This window comes from Vibrio sp. T3Y01 (assembly GCF_013114525.1).
Classification (GTDB): domain Bacteria; phylum Pseudomonadota; class Gammaproteobacteria; order Enterobacterales; family Vibrionaceae; genus Vibrio; species Vibrio chagasii_B.
On record NZ_VTXJ01000001.1, the window covers coordinates 202990 to 220491 of the forward strand.

The window sequence follows — 17502 nt, forward strand, 5'->3', positions numbered from 1 at the left end:
TAACAGTAGTATGAAAAACATGGAAACCAAGCAGTAAAGAACAAATCTGAAAAGGGTCAATTAGGATGTTTGACCCGAGTGAAATTTAAAGCCGTACGAGGGATAGACTATGAATATGCTGACACTAGACAAAACAGAACTTCACAGAAACCATTCAACTTTTATTGCTGAAGCTGTCTTTGCCGTCGAAATGGTGAAAGCAGACAAGCAACTCGAAAAGCAGAAGATGGCGAAACAGTTGCTAGATACTCTATTTCCTCTTGAGTCGGGCTCTCATGAAGATGTTGTGAGCTATGAGATTGACTACCGACATGTTCAGGTTTACTTCAAAAATGGTGAACACACAGGTCTGAAACGTGCTAAGCATTTTGTGGCATACACAGGTGATAAATCCAAACCATCATCAATCCTGTTTCGCGATGAAAGCGGTACGCACGTTGAAGTGACGATGGGCGCTCGGAAAGGCACAGGTAACCTTGAGCTTGTTGATATTGAAGATATCCAACTAGAGACATGCACTACCTTCGGTCAAACAGACGCAAGTATTTCTTCTGGAATCAGACACTGGGTTAGCCTAGTGAAGGGCGATGAAAGCGGCCGACCAAATGCATCAAGTGAAGATAAAGAGTTCACGGCGAAAAATGGTGATGACTACAATCTTGGATTCTGTTTCGCACTCTAATGTCGAGCGCTGCAGCACGCAGCGCTAACATCCATTTCTCTTTTACCTTTGGTAATTTGCCCGCCCCTATAGCGGGTTTTTTTATTAGAGCTATAAGTAAATTGGGCGATTATCAAAATTATATGCAGAAACTTTGGATGTGACGTTACAGTGTGTGTTTTTGGTTTAAGTTATTGTATTTAAATAATTTTGTTCTTTTATTTTATTCTGTTTTTATTAGGTTAACTATCATTATCAACGGTGGTTTGGGCGACTATTGAGCGAAATCTCAGTCAAAATGCTTTGAGCTGTGCTATAATGCGCGCCTTGGGATTGAGCCAGTAAGTCCATTTATCACTAACTATTGTGATTTTTATTGCCTTTTATTTAGGCGGTGCGGCGAGCCAATCAAGTAGTAGTTGGATATGGAGAGCGTCCTTATATTCGTTGAATCGGATATGCGAACATCATAATTTATGAGTTTTAAATCAAAAAAGTACAGTATTGATTCTACTGACTATCAAGTGGGTCAAGACAACGTCAGTAAATGGGGCATGGATGTCCATAACACAGTTTTCGTAGCCTCAGTCGGCTTATCTCTTCTCTTCATCATCACCCTTCTTGCACTGCCTCCAGCAGATGCCAAAGCGGCAATTGATTCCATCAAGGGTGCAGTTCTATCAAAGTTTGACTTCCTATTTATGTGGGGAGCTAACATCATGTTAATTTTTGCTGTTATTTTGGCATGCTCACCTCTAGGTAAAGTTCGTTTAGGTGGCGAAGACGCAACAGCAGACTATTCAATGGCCTCTTGGATAGCGATGTTATTCGCAGCCGGTATGGGTATTGGACTTATTTTCTGGGGTGTTGCTGAGCCAACCGCGTTCTTTACCAACTGGTTTGGTACTCCGCTTAATGCAGAACCTTTTACAGAAGCGGGTCGTGAGTTAGCGCTGGGTGCAACGGTATTCCACTGGGGTTTCCATGCTTGGGCTATCTACGGCATGACAGCACTTTGCCTAGCGTATTTTGTTTATAACAAAGGTCTACCACTATCTATGCGCTCAGTGTTTTACCCAATCTTGGGTGAGCGAGTGTGGGGCAAAACGGGTGATGTGATCGATGTGCTAACAGTACTGGTTACTCTGTTTGGTTTGGCGACTTCGTTAGGTTTGGGTGGTACACAAGCAGCAAGTGGTATCAGCCACGTGTTTGGCTTGGATAACAACATCTTCCTTCAGCAATCTATCATCGTTCTGATCATGGGCTTAGCGATCATCTCTGTGTTACGTGGTATGGACGGTGGTGTTAAGTTCCTAAGTAACCTAAACATGGTTATTGCATTTGTGTTCTTAGGTCTTATTGCTGTGCTTAACTTCACTACTGTGCTTGATTCTGTCGCGACTGCAGCAACAGGGTATGTGAAAAATATCGTAGCATTGAGCCAGAGTTCAGGTCGTGAAGACACCACATGGTTGCACGGCTGGACTGTATTCTACTGGGCGTGGTGGGTAGCGTATGCACCATTCTTTGGTATGTTTGTAGCGCGTATTTCTAAAGGTCGTACGGTTCGCGAGTTCCTATTTTGCGTACTGATTATTCCGACATTAGTAACCTCGGCTTGGATGTCTATCTTCGGTGGCGTGGCTATCGAGCAGGTGATCAGCCACGTGGGTCAACTCGGTCTCGACCAAGGCATCACAGATGTATCGCTAAGCTTGTTCCATATGTTAGATGCGTACTCGTTCGGCAGCATTCTGTCTGTTATTGCTGTTGCACTGATCATTGTGTTCTTCGTTACGACACTGGATTCAGGTTCGATTGTTATTGATGGCATGACAGCGGGTGGTAAACTAGAAGTACCAGTGAAACAGAAAGTGGTTTGGGCGGTTATCTCAGGCGCTATTGCAATGGTAATGCTGTGGATTGGTGGTACTCAATCTATCCAAGCTCTGCAATCGATCACGATCATTGCAGCACTGCCGTTTACGATCATCCTTCTGATTGGTTGTTTCAGCTTGTTGAAAGGTCTACTGACTGAAGTAGATAAAGAGCAAGCAAGCGTTAGCGAAACGGCTAACTAAAGAAACCAAGCAGGGAGTTAGTGAATGACTCCTCGCTAAGCGTGATTTCAAAGCTCTCTTGCATTGTGTAAGGGAGCTTTTTTATGCCTGAGAAGAAATTAGAGACAAGCAGAAAGGACAAAAAGAGGCATAAGTGAATCGTCACTTGTGGCTCTTTTTTAGTTTTAGGGATTAGCTCTAGGGAGCTAGGTATTAGTTTACGCGTTTAATTCGTGCTGAATTACGTAATCCAAAGCACCGACTACCGCAGCAACTTGAGCGTCATTACACTCTTCGTCTGTCACTTTGTCGCTGTCTGGGTAAACTTCTGTCGTTGTCCCGTACTTGCAGTTAGTTACGCCGCCACACAGGCCTAGCTCTTTCATTGGGTAGTTAATAACACCGTGCTGTGTCACCTCTGAGCCGATGATCTTACCGTCTGCATCTGCTGGGACAATGTGCGTTACTTTTGCAACTGAAGCAATGACAGCCGCTTGGAATTCTGGCTGAGGGTTTTCAGTGTCACCGACTGTGTAGAAACCATCTGGAATCATACCTTCGATGTACTCAATACCGTCACGAGCTGCAAGTGCCGGGCGGAATTCAGTTTCATCAGAATCTGTTGTTTCGTGTAGATCAACGTGAACCAGTACCTCTGGTAGAGACGCCACTAATGCACGTAAGTTTGCTGATTCTTCAGCAGGTGTACCTTCATAGAAAGAACGGTTTGGATCAACGGCATTTGGGTTCCAGCGGTTGATGACTTCGTAACCCCAAGGGCTGACACAAGGTGCAACCACTACGTTGAAATGCGTTGCGTATTTCTCTGCTTGAGTATCTGCGAAGTTGATCGCACCGTGCACACCACTTGTCTCATAACCGTGAACACCGCCGGTTACCAGAACGGTTGGCTTTGATGTATCCCAGTTTTTGCTCTTGATTGCAAAAAGCGGGAAACGAGCTTCATCGTAGCTTAGTGCGCCGTATTGCTCGATATCAAAGCGGTCTGCTAATGCTTGGATTTTAGGAACGACTTCTTGCTGATATTCGCGCTTAACGGTTCTTTGAGCAAACCATGCTTGACGTTCTGCTTCTTGCCATTTTTTTCCAGGTTCACCGATAGGGTAGTTGTATTCACTTTTCATCTATACTTTTTCTTTTATGTTCGTGAAAGATGCAGACAGACTAGTCCTGTCTCGCTGAGACGGCAATAGAAAACACAGTTTGTGACTTTATTTTTTACAGACTCATAACTTTGATGAGTGAATTGATAGTGTTACATTTTATCTGTTGTTCAATCCTTTAAAAGAGACAATAAAATGGCTGGAGCAAGTTTACTCACACTGTTAGACGACATAGCCACAGTGCTAGATGATGTTGCACTGATGTCTAAGGTTGCAGCGAAGAAAACCGCAGGTGTATTGGGCGATGATTTAGCACTTAACGCGCAGCAGGTGTCGGGTGTTTCTGCTGAACGAGAAATCCCCGTAGTGTGGGCGGTTGCAAAAGGCTCATTTAAGAACAAGTTGATTCTTGTACCTGCTGCCTTATTGATCAGTGCGTTTATTCCTTGGTTGATCATGCCACTGCTTCTTATTGGTGGTTTATTTCTTTGCTTTGAAGGGGCTGAGAAGATCTTAGAAAAGTTCTTTCCGCATGCTCACCAAGAGCGTGACAATGGAGATGAAGGTAAAGCCGGTGAATCCATTGAGGACTATGAGAAGAGAAAGGTTAAAGGCGCAATTCGTACCGACTTCATCTTATCCGCAGAAATCATTGTGATTGCTCTGGGTACCGTGACGGGGACCAGCATCTTGACCCAGATTATTGTCGTGAGTTTGATTGCTGTTGTGATGACGATTGGCGTCTATGGCTTGGTTGCAGGGATCGTTAAGTTAGATGACTTAGGTTTCTATCTTCAACGTACATCTGACGGTAGCGCAGTAAAAGAAAAGCTTGGCAATGGGCTTGTTTCCTTTGCGCCAAAGCTAATGAAGATGCTTGCTGTTGTCGGGACGGCTGCCATGTTCTTGGTTGGCGGTGGTATCGTGGTTCATAACGTTCCCGCAATTCATCATTTGATTGAGCCTATCATCATGGACTTCAGCGGACATACGATTGCTACTGCAGTTGTTCCCACTTTGTTGAATGGCGTGATTGGTGTAGTGGCAGGGTTACTTGTTGTCGCGGTTTGGAGTGTGGTAGAGAAGGTTCGCGGCAAGTAGGGCTTAAACAACGTCTTAGAGCGTTCCTTTCATACATAATAAAAGGGTCACCATAATCTGGTGACCCTTTTTAGTTGAAGTGAAGTATTTACGAGGTATCTACAACGTATTTACTTTGCCTTGCGAGTGCTTATTTTACTGACCAAGCGATCGTCTCGCCGCCACGAATTGGCACAACGATGTCTGAACCAAATGGCATGGTTTCAGCAACGTTCCACTCTTCTTTTACTAGAGTGATGGTGTCTGTGTTACGTGGGATGCCGTAGAAGTCTGGGCCGTTGTGGCTTGCGAACGCTTCTAGGTTATCAATCTTGCCTTCTAATTCGAACACTTCTGCGTACAGTTCAACAGCTGCGTGTGCTGTGTAAGAACCCGCACAGCCACACGCTGACTCTTTTGCGCCTTTTGCGTGTGGTGCTGAGTCTGTACCTAAGAAGAACTTTTTGCTGCCGCTTGTCGCTGCTTCAATTAGCGCTTTTTGGTGAGTGTTGCGTTTAAGGATTGGTAGGCAGTAGAAGTGTGGCTTAATGCCGCCAACCAGCATGTGGTTACGGTTGTAAAGCAAGTGGTGAGCTGTGATTGTCGCGGCAACGTTGTCGTTCGCGTTCTTTACGAAGTTCGCAGCATCTGCAGTCGTGATGTGCTCTAGAACGATTTTTAGGTTAGGGAAGTCATTCACGATTGGCGCAAGAACGGTGTCTAGGAACTCTTTCTCACGGTCAAAGATATCAACATCGTGAGTGGTTACTTCGCCGTGTACCAAAAGTAGCATGCCAACTTCTTGCATAGCTTCTAGTACGTGGTAGATATTCTTTGCAGAGGTTACACCTGAGTCAGAGTTGGTTGTTGCGCCAGCTGGGTAAAGCTTTGCAGCTACAACAGCACCAGATTCTTTCGCTTTGCGAATTTCATCAGGTGTTGTGTTGTCTGTCAGGTAAAGTGCCATTAGAGGCTGGAACTGCTCGCTTGGTTGCTCTGCCATGATGCGCTCACGGTAAGCTAGAGCCATTTCGGTATCAGTTACCGGTGGGATGGTATTTGGCATGATTAACGCTCGACCATTGTAGCGGCTGATATCGCGCACTGTATCTTTTAATACTTCGCCATCGCGTAGATGAACGTGCCAGTCGTCAGGACGAGTAATCGTAAGTTGTGTCATTGAAGGCTCCCACCATTTGAAGTGTTATGTAGTTGGAGCCTAAACTCGGCGAAATCTGTGAAAGCAATCGCTTACGTTTAGGCGACAGGATGATAGTGGAAAAGCACTTTCATTTCATCCTATTTTTAACTCTTCAGTGCTAGGAGCTTGTTTTTCTAAGTATTTTATTCGGTATCTATTTGTTAATAAGGGTTAGCGGGTGGCTACCCACAGACCATGGATCATTCCCGGAACCCAGAAGAAGAAAGTAAGAATGATATTAATCACCAAATCTTTCCCGGCGCCGCGAGCGAAGAACACACCAACAGGTGGAAGCAGTACACATAAGATGATAATGACGAGTTTGTTCATGATAAATCCTTTTTATTCAATGAAAGTTCAATGCGATAACCGTGTTCACATTATAGAACGTATGGGGTTCTAATCTGGTAGGTATTACAGTGTATGCACTTTCTGGGTTTGCTTAATTACTTTGTGTTAAGTTCTGATTATTCCACTGTGTTGTTTTTATAAGAGTTATTATTTCAGGATGAGAAAGAAGTGTCGCAGTATCAATTTCATACAAACAATGTTCGAATGCTCGGTTACCCAATTTAAAACCTCCGGTATCTGACTCAATATCAAACGCTACCTTCGTGAATCCAAGTTGTTCTAAAATTTGTCCACTTTCAGGTAGGGCATTAAAGAAGTAATAACGTTGCACATTTGAATAGCGGATTAGATTTATATACTGAGAAACTAACATGCACCTAAACACCTCGAAACTAGTAGAGTAACGGTTATAGTTACAGACGGCTAGTGGAGTCGTACTTTTATAACTGACAGTCTTTTTTAGGTTGATGTTGAAGTTTTTGGAATGGATTGCCTTGTCAAAATATTCACTTTCAAAGATAAAACTAAGTGAATGGCCTATAAGTTGCCCACTTTTTGTCGTAAACCTTTTGAAAATAGCTCGTTTGTTTTGCTGATAGTCGTATAAATTGATGTCGAATAGACCTTTGGGAATATAGCTGGCCGTTTCGTAAAAAGCTTTAAGGTTATATAGTATTTTATCATCGTCTTTCAGAAGAAGTGGCAACTCAGTAATCAAACATACTTGTGGCTTTTGCGTCGTTTCGTAATTTGACGATGAAAGCCTGCTCAGCTGGTTATTAAAACGTAGTCTAGAAAATTCATTTAATAATTTTGATTCGTTTGGGTTTGGTATTAATTCATAAAAATCGCTCAAGTCAAGTTGTAAGCAACGCAAGATTCTAAGGCACTTGGCAAGCGTTGGCTTAGTTCTTCCTCTTTCCCAGCGGCTTAGCGTTACTACGTCTACAGAGCGAAACTCTTCATCTGCAAGGTTTAACTTAACAGCAAGTTCATTCTGAGTAAGGCCAAGTGAGAGTCTCAATTCCTTTAAATAGTCACCAAACATCCATTATCTCTATGTGTAATTTGACTTCATTGAAGTATAGCTAGTCAAGATGGATTATGGCGTCTTTTTAGTAACATACCTAAAGGTAGCTGACTCATAAATTCATTTAACTGCTTGTGTTCTCGTCCTCTTCTGGTGTCAGGAAATAGGCATTCAAAGCAACATGTGATTTGTTCGTGCTAAACATTGCCATCTATTGCTCTGTAGTATCGATCAATCACAAAAAGAGGTTTGTTTATGAATACGAGCATGTTGTCTGAAAATTTGCAAGCCGAAGCACTTATTGAAGATGTTGACCAGGGATTGTTTTACCCTGTCTTTCAACCGATAACTAATGGCAATGGAACTGTCGGTGCTGAGGTTTTATTACGTTGGGAAAGAGGGCATGACGTTGAATCGTCAATCCGCTGTCTATTAGACTCTGAGAAGATTGCATGGTTTACACGAAAATTCTTACTCGCTGTGTCGAAAGAGCTTTTGTCTCGTAAGACTGATATAGAGTTTCTAACGATTAATATCTCTCCATTACATGTTTTGAGCTTTACTTTTATTCGTGATATTTACCCAATTTGGCAGGCATGCAATAAGTTAGGTATCACCCTTTGGATTGAGATTACAGAAAATGAACAATATCCAGAAGGTATAGATAAGAAACGGATGGTCTCACAGTTTGGAGTATGTCGAGGCCTTGGGATTAAGATTGCGTTAGACGATTATGGCAGCGGATATAACGTTGGTGAAGCTCTACTTAGTGTAGTTAAACCAAACGTGTTAAAGATTGATAGGTCTTTAATGAGAAACAGGAGTGAGCATTCGGCTTTTTGGGAGCGTCTTAGGTTTTTATCTCGAAAATATCAAATTGAATTGCTGTCAGAAGGGGTTGAAAGTTATGAAGACCTGCGTTTTGCCAAGGCACAGGGCATAGCTTACTTCCAAGGGTATTACTTGGGTAAGCCGGGCTCACTGAATCAGTTGTCAAAAAAACATACAGCATATTGCTCATCTCCTTAAATGTAGTTTTGGGTTCATTGTGTTTATTGAACCGTAAGGGGACTTGGAGCTGAAGTTGAATTTTGTTGGTTGTTATAGCAAGAAAATATTGATGCTGTTGGATAACAAAGGGGCGATATTAGTTTGTCTGGCATCATCGTCGTTAGCTTCTAAGATTGTAGATCTACTAGAACATATTGTGACTCTAACATTTTACCTATGTCTACTTAGTATCAAGTGTTTAATAGCTGCCAGTTTATCTATTTATAACCATTTGTTAGCATTGGGACAAACTACAAAACATTGGAATCGTTATGTCGCAGTCACCTCTAGATCGAAAGGCTTCAGAGCAAGCTCCTTCCTTATCTCAAATCAATGTGTTTCCGGTTAAATCAGTGGGCGGCATTGCGCTTTCTTCTGCTTGGGTTGAAAAACAAGGTCTCACTTTTGACAGACGTTTCATGCTGGCATTGGCTGACGGCTCAATGGTTACGGCGCGTAAATATCCGAAAATGGTTAAGGTGTCTTCCAGCTTGCTGCCAGATGGTTTGATTTTTACTTATGAAGGTAAAGAGCCACTGCGCCTTAAGTATGCGAACTTTAAGATGCAAGAAGCACCAGCAACAGTGTGGAAAGATAGCTTCACAGCCTACACAACGTGTGACGAAGCGGATGATTGGTTTAGTGATGTATTGGGTGTACGCGTTGAGCTGCTTTTCTCTGGTGAGCAATCGAATCGTGTTCGTGAAAAGTTGGGTCATAACGTGAGTTTTGCCGATGGCTACCCAATGTTAATCATCAGCCAAGCCTCTCTTGATGAGCTGAATCGTCGTAGTCCTGAAACGCATTCCATGGATCAGTTCCGTACCAATTTCGTGGTCTCAAACACTGAAGCGTTTGCTGAAGATGGTTGGAAGCGTATTCGAATTGGTGAGGTTGAGTTCGAGGCGGTGAAGCCTTGTGAACGTTGTATTCTAACTACTGTGGATGTTAAGAGTGGCGAGTTAAGAGCGACAAAAGAGCCACTGAATACCTTCTCTAAATTCAGAGCCAATGATCGTGGTGGCGTGTTCTTTGGTCAAAACCTAGTCGCGAAAAATGAAGGCTTGGTTAGAGCAGGTGATGTGGTTGAAGTACTCGAAACCAAAGAAAAAGAGCATTACGAAGACACATGGGTAGAGTCGCTGCACCTAACCTGTGTTGAGCGTGAGGAGATAGCTCGAGACTTTACGACGTTTTGGTTAGAGCCAGCGAAAGAGAGCCACTCTTTACCAAGTTACCAACCAGGTCAGCATCTGCCGATTGAAATGGTGATTGATGGCGAAAAAGTGTCTCGCCGTTACACGTTATCTTCGAGCCCATCTCGCGCGGGTCGTTTAGCGATTTCAGTGAAGCGCGTCAATGATGGCCAGATCTCTAATTGGTTGAACGACCATTTCCAAGTTGGCGATACCTTAGTGGCGCAAAACCCGGATGGTGCTTTCTACTTAGAAGAGAAGAACCCAACGCACCCTTTATTATTGCTTTCTGCGGGTAGCGGTATCACGCCTATGCTGTCGATGCTTCGTTATTTAGCAGACCATGGTCAGATTAATGATGTGGTTTTCTATCATCAATGCAGCAGCGAAGAAGATATCCCTTATCAAGCAGAGATTGACCAGATCGCCAAAGAGCATGAAGGTTTACGTGTGATCTATTCATTGAGCCAACCAACGAAAGAGTGGGATGGTTTGTCTGGTCGTTTAAGCGTGTCTCATGTCGCTAAAATTGATGAGTTACACAAGCGCCAAGCGTTCGTGTGTGGCCCTGATGGCTTTATGGATAATGCCAAGAAACTGCTGATTCAAATGGGGCTTAACCCTCAGCATTATCATCAAGAAGCATTTGGTGTCGCTCAGGCTACTGAAGAAGCCGTGAAGCAATTACAACTGAGTGTTAACGGCTATCTTTTCGAAGGTAATAACCAGTCAACCTTACTAGAGCAAGCCGAGTCGGCCGGTGTGCCTATTGCATCAAGCTGCCGTGCAGGTTTCTGTGGTGCTTGTAAAGTGACCCTTGAGTCAGGACAAGTTCATCAACCGGATGTACCAGCGCTGCAAGAACATGAACGGAACATGGGACAGATACTGGCGTGTTGCAGTGTGCCTCAAACCGATATCGAAGTTGTTGATTAACTAGTTAAGTTATTCCGCACATAGAATAGAAAAGACCGGAAGTTTACTGAACTTACGGCCTTTTTGATTCTGAGATTAATTTAGACTATTAATCGTAGATCGTCGGGATGGGTTGGCGCTTGTGTTGTGTCGCTTTGTAGATGCTTACTAAGCGGTCTGACACATCTTGAGGGACTTCTTTTCCTTCAAGGAAATCATCGATCTGATCGTAAGAAAGGTTCAATGCTGCTTCGTCGGCTTTCTGTGGATCAAGCTCTTCTAGGTCGGCAGTAGGAACTTTCTTAACCAATAGCTCTGGCGCACCTAGCGTTGCTGCAAGTTCACGAACTTGACGCTTGTTCAGGCCAAACAAAGGCGCTAGATCACAGGCACCGTCACCGTGTTTGGTGTAGAAGCCAGTGATGTTTTCTGCTGAGTGATCAGTACCAATCACAAGACCACCTACATAACCTGCGATTTCGTACTGCGCGATCATACGAGCTCGAGCTTTTACGTTACCTTTTACAAAGTCGATCTTCGCAGAGTCTGTTGGTAGTAGACCCGTTCCTTCAAGTGCAACGTGAGAAGCCGCGTGAAGTCCATCAACACCTGCTTTAATGTTCACAGAAACTGATTGAGAAGGCTGGATAAAAGAGAGAGCAAGTTGTGCTTCATCTTCATCTTTTTGCTCACCGTAAGGTAGGCGAACTGCGATGAATTGGTAGTCGTTGCTGCCAGAGTTTTCATTCAAGCTGTCAACAGCCAGTTGTGCTAGACGACCACAGGTAGTCGAGTCTACGCCACCACTGATACCAAGGATCAGGGACTTGCAGCCTGACTGCTGAAGTTTCGTTTTGATAAAGTCCACACGACGAGTCACTTCGAAGTGAGGGTCAATTGAAGGTAGTACGCGCATTTCGTCACGAATTAACTGTTCCATTCGTATTCCTTTCCTGCAAGCAAATTAAAAATCTAGTGTTATCATACCTAAATCATTCGATTTAAAAACCTCTTTGCACAAGCTTAGAAAGAGAAGGCAGCAATTAATAATGGAAAAAATAGCCATTTTCGGTAGTGCGTTTAATCCGCCGAGCTTAGGGCATAAAAGTGTGATTGATTCACTGGCTCATTTCGACAAGATTCTTCTGGTACCGAGTATTGCCCATGCTTGGGGAAAAGAGATGCTAGACTTTGATACGAGATGTCAGTTAGTTAACGCATTTATTAGTGATCTTTCATTGGATCAAGTTGAACTATCATTGATCGAAAAGAGTTTGTTTACGCCCGGTGAAAGTGTGACAACTTATGCTGTACTCAGTGAATTACAAAAGTTACATGGTGACGCTGAACTCACGTTTGTTATCGGACCGGACAACTTCTTCAAATTCTCATCGTTCTATAAATCAGGTGAGATTACCGAGCGATGGTCTGTAATGGCTTGCCCAGAGAAGGTGAAGATCCGTAGCACAGACATTCGTAATGCGTTGATAAGTGGAAGCGATGTATCAAAACTGAGCACAAAGTCAGTTACAAAGATGTTGCAAGATAGCGGACTGTATACAATAATGTAGATTCACTAATTCAAGAGGTCTGATGACTATGCTAAAGCGCGCGATACCAGCGACGATGATCATTGCAGCATGCAGTTTACCTGCACAGGCTGAATGTGACTTTTTTAGCTTAGATTCAATCATGCTGACTTCTGATGATGAGAATAGCTGTCTAGATCTTTCTACGAGCATTGAGTCTTTTGGTGAGCGCATGCTGGAAATCACTGGTATGAGTGAAGACGAAGCCGAGAGCACACCAGACTATTGGTCTGACTGGGTACTTCAAACCAAAGATGCACCACTGTTAACTCAAAGCCTTGAGTCAAATTATGTTGGCTTAGGGATGTGGTTTCCTGAAGACTTAGAAGATGCGCAATATGATATGTCTACTGAAGAGTGGCTACTGAACCATGGTTTGCAATTAAGCATTGGCTTCGGAGAGAAAGTAGAAGGGCAACCTCGTATGCGCTTTGATTATCGTTGGCATGATTCAAGAGATGCCGATTTGATGATGCAGGTCGAGTTACCGTTTTAGAAGTACGCTATTGTTCTTCAAGATTGCTAACTTAGCTTCTATTTAACCTGAATTAGTACTAAGAATTAAAAAAGCCGCAGAAACTCAGTTTTTGCGGCTTTTTAGTATCTAGGTTCTCGCTTTTCTTAGCGACGATCGGTCTGATTAATGACTATAGGTCGTCACCAAACACCAGCATACACAACTGTTCAAACTCTTCTTCTTTACCTGAGAATAAGTCGTCGATTACGGCAGAGCGCTTTTGACCTGATTGCATACGCTTCTTCGCTTCGCGCATTACCATGACTAAGGTGTGCTCTTGTGGCAGGTTAGAGTCATCAATGTTCCACTGATTGAATCGTTGAGACAACGCACTTTCACAAAGCAGTGGTTTGAATGCCAACACTTCTTGCTTGAGTACAGAGAGCATATCTTTACACGCTTGCTCGGTATTGTTCGCACCTGAAGCTCGGCCGTGAGTCAGCTCTAGTTTCTCTAGCAACGCCAAAGAGAGGTTAGTTTGCGTGATGTAACCAGCTTGGCGCGGGAAGGCATCTGTCAGTCGCACTGAGAAATCGACACGGCTAACTTGAGTGTTTGGGAAGTAAGTCAACGAAGTTAAGCAGTCAAAGGGAATCCAAACGCTTTGGCCAGGTTCAACAGCGTACTCTTGCTTACCCAGTTTGATCAAAACCAAGCCACTTTGAACCGATACAAGGCTATGTTTTAGTACTTTCTTGCGTGGTGTGATCACCAAGTGTGAAAAGTAAGCCGATGTATATTCAATAGCGAAGTTCATAGATAGTACCTTAATTTTGGGGCGTCAAGATTACCGTTAATCTTAAAGAATGCCAACAATAACAGGGGATTTTCACTGTTTCTGGTCTGACCTTGTCAAAAGTATGGGCTCTGTAGCTGCGAGAAGTCAAAACAACGCGTAGAATGAGCCAGCTTTTTATTATATGAATGAAAAAATGACCTCTCCAACCGATCCATATGTTGATATTCGTCCTTACGGCGATGATGAAATTCCAGCGGCACTAAACCGTCTTATTAATGATGAAGAGTTCATCAGTGCGATTCTGAACTACCGTTTTTCAAATCACGCAGCTTGGTTCCAAGCATTAATGAGCCCAATTCTACGTGTTTACTTAAAAATGAAGTGGAGCAAGCTGACTAGCGTTGAATCCATTCAGATTGAAGTGAAAAAGTACTTACGTGACACGCTAGCGAACACCACAAACGGTGTGACGTACACAGGCTTAGAGTCATTGGATGTGAATCAAGCATACTTGTTTGTATCAAACCATCGTGACATTGCTATGGATCCAGCGTTGGTGAACTACGCATTACATCAACAGAATCACCAAACTTGTCGCATTGCGATCGGTGATAACCTTCTGAAGAAGCCGTGTGCGACAGAGTTGATGCGCTTGAATAAGAGCTTTATCGTTAAGCGCTCGCTTAAAGGGCCGCGTGAAATGATGAAAGCGTTAGGCCAGCTCTCTTCTTACATTAAGCACTCTTTAGATACTGGTAACTCTATCTGGATCGCTCAGAAAGAAGGCCGTGCAAAAGACGGTAATGACTTCACTGATCCTGCCATCCTTAAAATGTTTCATGTTGAAGGACGTAAGCAGAAGCTGGCGTTCCCTGAATACGTTAAGTCACTGAAGATTGTTCCTGTCTCTATCTCATATGAGAATGATCCTTGTGATACGGCTAAAGCGATCGAGCTGTTTGAAAAAGATGTAAACGGCAGTTACGAAAAAGGCGAATTTGAAGATATCGAGAGCATTATCCAAGGTATCGTGGGTAATAAAGGGCGCATCCACGTTGGATTTGGTCAGGTTATCGATCAAGACTTTGAGACTCCAGAAGCATTGGCTGAAGAGATTGACCGTCAGATCCATGATAACTACAAGCTGTTCCCAGTAAACCTGCTGGCGGCAGAGAAAGAAGATGACTCGATCACAGCTACGGTTAAGAAAGAGTTCGAAGACAAGCTAGCAACGTTGCCAAAAGGTGCGCGTCAGTACTTGATCGACAGCTACGCGAACCCAGTGAAGAACATTGGTTAACGAAGATTTCGCTTAATTGATTGAATTGAAAAAGGAGCCTTGAGCTCCTTTTTTGTTTTTTACTTATACTTTTTGATGGTAAGAGGCTAAGCCATAGGCAAGGCTAGCGCGCCACTGCACCGCCAAGTTCTAAATTTGTTGGCCAAGTCGTGACGGTGTTGCCACCTAAATAGATATTGCCTTTCACCGTCATCGTTTCTGGGAATGCAGTAATTGCTGAGCCGCCGATATACAGGTCACCATCAATCACAATGCCATTCGGCAGTTCGGTTAAAGGGGTGCGAATCACACTGAGGTCGCCTCTCACTCGCAGGCCGTTGGGCAGCCTTTGCAATGGAGTGTCAGTGAAATTAATGAACCCGCCGACTCTTACACCTTTAGGCCAGCTGGTGATTTTGCTCCCCATGAAGTCGGCGTAGCCTTTGATTTTTACACCACTTGCTACTCTGGTTAGCTGACTATTAGAAGCCTTGAGGCTGCCGTTAACATCAAGCCCTTTAGGTAAACGTGTGATCGGGGTGTTTTCGATATTAAGATTACCATCGACCACTAAACCGGTTGGAAGCGCTGTGTAAGGCTTATTTCGGAGATATAAGTTTCCGTAATTGTCCAGATGGTTCAATATTTGATAGTGATCGATTGGTTCTGCACTGACATTTGTTATGGTTAAAGAACCAATAATAAGTGCAATTATTCTGAGCATAACAGGCTTCTTATTACGATAGACGTTAACACTATAATGGAAAAATTATTCTCGCACAGTGTTTTACCCATTTGGCGGTAGATAAAATAGAAATCGTTTGGCTAATCAGAAATTCAGCGACAATGGCAGGTAAATGGATGACTAGAGTAAATATACAAATAATTAAGAGCGTCTTGGTAGCAAGTGCAATGTTTTGCTCAATGCCTGCCAATGCGAATAAAGTAATTTCAACGCCGGGGAAGGCTGCGGTGGTCGTTACTCAAAGCGGTCAACAGCAACGAGTTTGTTATTACGATGACAAGGCATACAGTATTGGAGCGGTACTCGAAGTCTCTGGTGTTGTGATTCAGTGTGCTGCGGAAAACGATTTTGAAACGAATGGGGCACTTGCTTGGATACAAATAAAAAAAGACGAGTAATTTTACTCGTCTTTATATAAGAGCATAAATGCTTATATTAACGCGCTAGAGAGCGAGTCTTAAGTTCGAAAATAATCTTTTCTGCGCTTACTTCGAACTTGAAGCGTGCATGCAATTCAGTACTTTCTTCGGTCATTTCTGACGCTTCATACTCAACATTGCTAGATACTTGCTTTGCTAGCTCTACGTACTTTGCAAATTCAGTTTCAATTAGGGCTTTTGAGTTACCGTAAACCGTTACCTCAGCAACATCGTCGCCTTCTTTGATGATGAACCCGATTTCGCCCGCGCAGCCGCAAGCTTCACATACGTCGTTGTTACCAATATCTTGGCTCATAAATAATCCTCTTACAAAATCTGAGGTTATTCTAACGAGCAATTTGAACTGTATCTACAAAAATTAAAATCTTTGAACTAATTTGTACTGGTATGCTATGTTGTTTGTTGTGGGATTAAATGAATATGTACATTCGCGCCGACAAATATGTATGTGATCTATCTCATGTTTTGTTGAAAAGCAGTGTCATTAATTTGTTAGAATATCATTCAGTTAGTTGCGTCGTGACTAATTTTATAAGACTATCTATTGCTTGATAGGTATTTATACAATGAATTTATTGTTGGGTATTTGATATTCTAAGTAGTTATTTTAGATTAACCACTTAGAGCGGTAAGGTTACTTTCGAAGAATAATTAGACAAAGTGCCCAAAGAGGCAGCACTGTAAAGTTGTTTATGCGAAGTACTGGCGGGTATTTTAATGGAAATACTTGCGAAAAAATGCCTTGCTCACATAATGCTGATAACAATTTTCATTCTGACTTCATTTGATTGAGTTAGATGGATTTACAAAGAGAAGAGCCTGAATATGCCAAAGCGTAGTAAAGAAGATACAGAAATCACAATCCAGAAGATCATGGATGCCGTTGTAGACCAGTTACTAAGGTTGGGTTACGACAAGATGTCATACACGACGTTGAGTCAGCAAACGGGCGTTTCTCGTACAGGTATAAGCCACCACTTTCCAAAGAAAACAGATTTCACAGCTGCTCTAGACGGTCGAATCTTTAAGATGTTCATGGAGCACATTGATTTCGAAAATGGTCTTGATGCATTTTCAGCTAGCTGGGTTAAAGCGCTTGAAGACGCGGAGTTCCTAGCAATCTTACGTTTACTTTTCCATCATATCGTTACTGCTGAAAGCGCGCACGAATTTGCGGCGAACGGTATAGATCGTCTTTACAAGCTGACCGAGACTCAGTTTGGCGATACAAGCGGTAAAGAACTTGAGTGGTTGATTGGTAAATCATTGATTCGTATGAGCCAATAATCAACGCATTCTGAAAGAAGCTCCTACGGGAGCTTTTTTTGTGCCTATCGTTTGTACTCTTGTTCTTTTTCCATCGTACTCACCGCGCTTTCTTTATCTGATTTCTTTGTATCCAAGGTCGTTATTTCTTTTCTTTTTAACCGTTTACATTCATGCCCTTCCTTCGCCCTTACTGTGAAAAGCTAAGCAACCCTAATTGATAATGTTCACTTATAGAGCCTCAAGCGCTCTTAGT

At 43.0% G+C, this 17502-nt stretch carries 18 protein-coding genes; 10 read left to right on the top strand and 8 right to left on the bottom strand.

What is annotated here, in order from left to right; all coding sequences use genetic code 11:
- Window positions 1–109 precede the first annotated feature (109 nt).
- Both F0232_RS00870 and F0232_RS00875 read left to right on the top strand, forming a co-directional pair.
- Window positions 110–682 carry a malate synthase gene (locus F0232_RS00870; RefSeq protein ID WP_061032195.1) on the top strand — a complete coding sequence of 191 codons (573 nt, stop codon included), beginning with the start codon at window positions 110–112 and terminating at the stop codon, window positions 680–682.
- 455 nt (window positions 683–1137) lie between these two features.
- Complete coding sequence (locus F0232_RS00875) at window positions 1138–2745, top strand: BCCT family transporter (RefSeq protein ID WP_105058422.1); 1608 nt, start codon at window positions 1138–1140, stop codon at window positions 2743–2745.
- A gap of 197 nt (window positions 2746–2942) precedes the next feature.
- Here F0232_RS00875 and F0232_RS00880 read toward each other — a convergent pair whose 3' ends face one another.
- Window positions 2943–3869 (bottom strand): M14 family metallocarboxypeptidase, encoded by a 927-nt coding sequence (locus F0232_RS00880; protein ID WP_171750655.1) that lies wholly within the window; start codon window positions 3867–3869, stop codon window positions 2943–2945.
- Between the two features lie 174 nt (window positions 3870–4043).
- Here F0232_RS00880 and F0232_RS00885 point away from each other — a divergent pair, with 174 nt between their 5' ends.
- On the top strand, window positions 4044–4949 hold the full coding sequence (locus tag F0232_RS00885; RefSeq protein WP_105058420.1) for a DUF808 domain-containing protein: 906 nt from the start codon (window positions 4044–4046) through the stop codon (window positions 4947–4949).
- Between the two features lie 130 nt (window positions 4950–5079).
- Here F0232_RS00885 and pyrC read toward each other — a convergent pair whose 3' ends face one another.
- The 3 genes from pyrC to F0232_RS00900 all read right to left on the bottom strand — a co-directional run bounded on the left by pyrC (window position 5080) and on the right by F0232_RS00900 (window position 7528).
- A complete protein-coding gene (pyrC, locus tag F0232_RS00890) occupies window positions 5080–6108 on the bottom strand; it encodes a dihydroorotase (protein WP_105058419.1) in 1029 nt (342 codons plus the stop codon).
- 192 nt (window positions 6109–6300) lie between these two features.
- Window positions 6301–6459, bottom strand: coding sequence for a YqaE/Pmp3 family membrane protein (locus F0232_RS00895; protein ID WP_017059962.1), 159 nt, complete (start codon window positions 6457–6459; stop codon window positions 6301–6303).
- A 112-nt stretch (window positions 6460–6571) separates the two neighbouring features.
- A complete protein-coding gene (locus tag F0232_RS00900) occupies window positions 6572–7528 on the bottom strand; it encodes a helix-turn-helix domain-containing protein (protein WP_061016446.1) in 957 nt (318 codons plus the stop codon).
- Between the two features lie 237 nt (window positions 7529–7765).
- On the opposite strand from F0232_RS00900, the gene F0232_RS00905 reads away from it, so the two are divergent.
- A complete protein-coding gene (locus F0232_RS00905; protein ID WP_105058418.1) occupies window positions 7766–8539 on the top strand; it encodes an EAL domain-containing protein in 774 nt (257 codons plus the stop codon).
- A 293-nt stretch (window positions 8540–8832) separates the two neighbouring features.
- Window positions 8833–10692: a hybrid-cluster NAD(P)-dependent oxidoreductase gene (locus F0232_RS00910; RefSeq protein WP_105058417.1), complete on the top strand. Its 1860-nt coding sequence runs from the start codon at window positions 8833–8835 to the stop codon at window positions 10690–10692.
- A gap of 88 nt (window positions 10693–10780) precedes the next feature.
- Here the strand turns inward: F0232_RS00910 and nadE are convergent, their stop codons facing one another.
- Window positions 10781–11611, bottom strand: coding sequence for an ammonia-dependent NAD(+) synthetase (nadE, locus tag F0232_RS00915; protein WP_061032203.1), 831 nt, complete (start codon window positions 11609–11611; stop codon window positions 10781–10783).
- Window positions 11612–11720: 109 nt separating this feature from the next.
- On the opposite strand from nadE, the gene F0232_RS00920 reads away from it, so the two are divergent.
- A complete protein-coding gene (locus tag F0232_RS00920) occupies window positions 11721–12242 on the top strand; it encodes a nicotinate-nicotinamide nucleotide adenylyltransferase (protein WP_061032204.1) in 522 nt (173 codons plus the stop codon).
- 22 nt (window positions 12243–12264) lie between these two features.
- Complete coding sequence (locus F0232_RS00925; protein WP_116871305.1) at window positions 12265–12756, top strand: hypothetical protein; 492 nt, start codon at window positions 12265–12267, stop codon at window positions 12754–12756.
- Between the two features lie 151 nt (window positions 12757–12907).
- Here the strand turns inward: F0232_RS00925 and F0232_RS00930 are convergent, their stop codons facing one another.
- Window positions 12908–13534, bottom strand: a complete 627-nt coding sequence (locus tag F0232_RS00930; RefSeq protein WP_061032206.1) for a hypothetical protein — start codon at window positions 13532–13534, stop codon at window positions 12908–12910.
- A gap of 175 nt (window positions 13535–13709) precedes the next feature.
- Here F0232_RS00930 and F0232_RS00935 point away from each other — a divergent pair, with 175 nt between their 5' ends.
- Complete coding sequence (locus F0232_RS00935; RefSeq protein WP_032498059.1) at window positions 13710–14816, top strand: 1-acyl-sn-glycerol-3-phosphate acyltransferase; 1107 nt, start codon at window positions 13710–13712, stop codon at window positions 14814–14816.
- A gap of 103 nt (window positions 14817–14919) precedes the next feature.
- Here the strand turns inward: F0232_RS00935 and F0232_RS00940 are convergent, their stop codons facing one another.
- Complete coding sequence (locus F0232_RS00940) at window positions 14920–15519, bottom strand: hypothetical protein (RefSeq protein WP_008215701.1); 600 nt, start codon at window positions 15517–15519, stop codon at window positions 14920–14922.
- A gap of 122 nt (window positions 15520–15641) precedes the next feature.
- Between F0232_RS00940 and F0232_RS00945 the strand changes: the two genes are divergently transcribed.
- Window positions 15642–15938: a YnjH family protein gene (locus tag F0232_RS00945; protein ID WP_061032397.1), complete on the top strand. Its 297-nt coding sequence runs from the start codon at window positions 15642–15644 to the stop codon at window positions 15936–15938.
- 37 nt (window positions 15939–15975) lie between these two features.
- Here the strand turns inward: F0232_RS00945 and F0232_RS00950 are convergent, their stop codons facing one another.
- Entirely contained in the window at window positions 15976–16275 is a 300-nt protein-coding gene (locus tag F0232_RS00950) for a YfcZ/YiiS family protein (protein WP_061032207.1), read from the bottom strand.
- 530 nt (window positions 16276–16805) lie between these two features.
- Between F0232_RS00950 and F0232_RS00955 the strand changes: the two genes are divergently transcribed.
- Window positions 16806–17267 (top strand): TetR/AcrR family transcriptional regulator, encoded by a 462-nt coding sequence (locus F0232_RS00955; protein ID WP_061032208.1) that lies wholly within the window; start codon window positions 16806–16808, stop codon window positions 17265–17267.
- The last annotated feature ends 235 nt before the right edge of the window (window positions 17268–17502 follow it).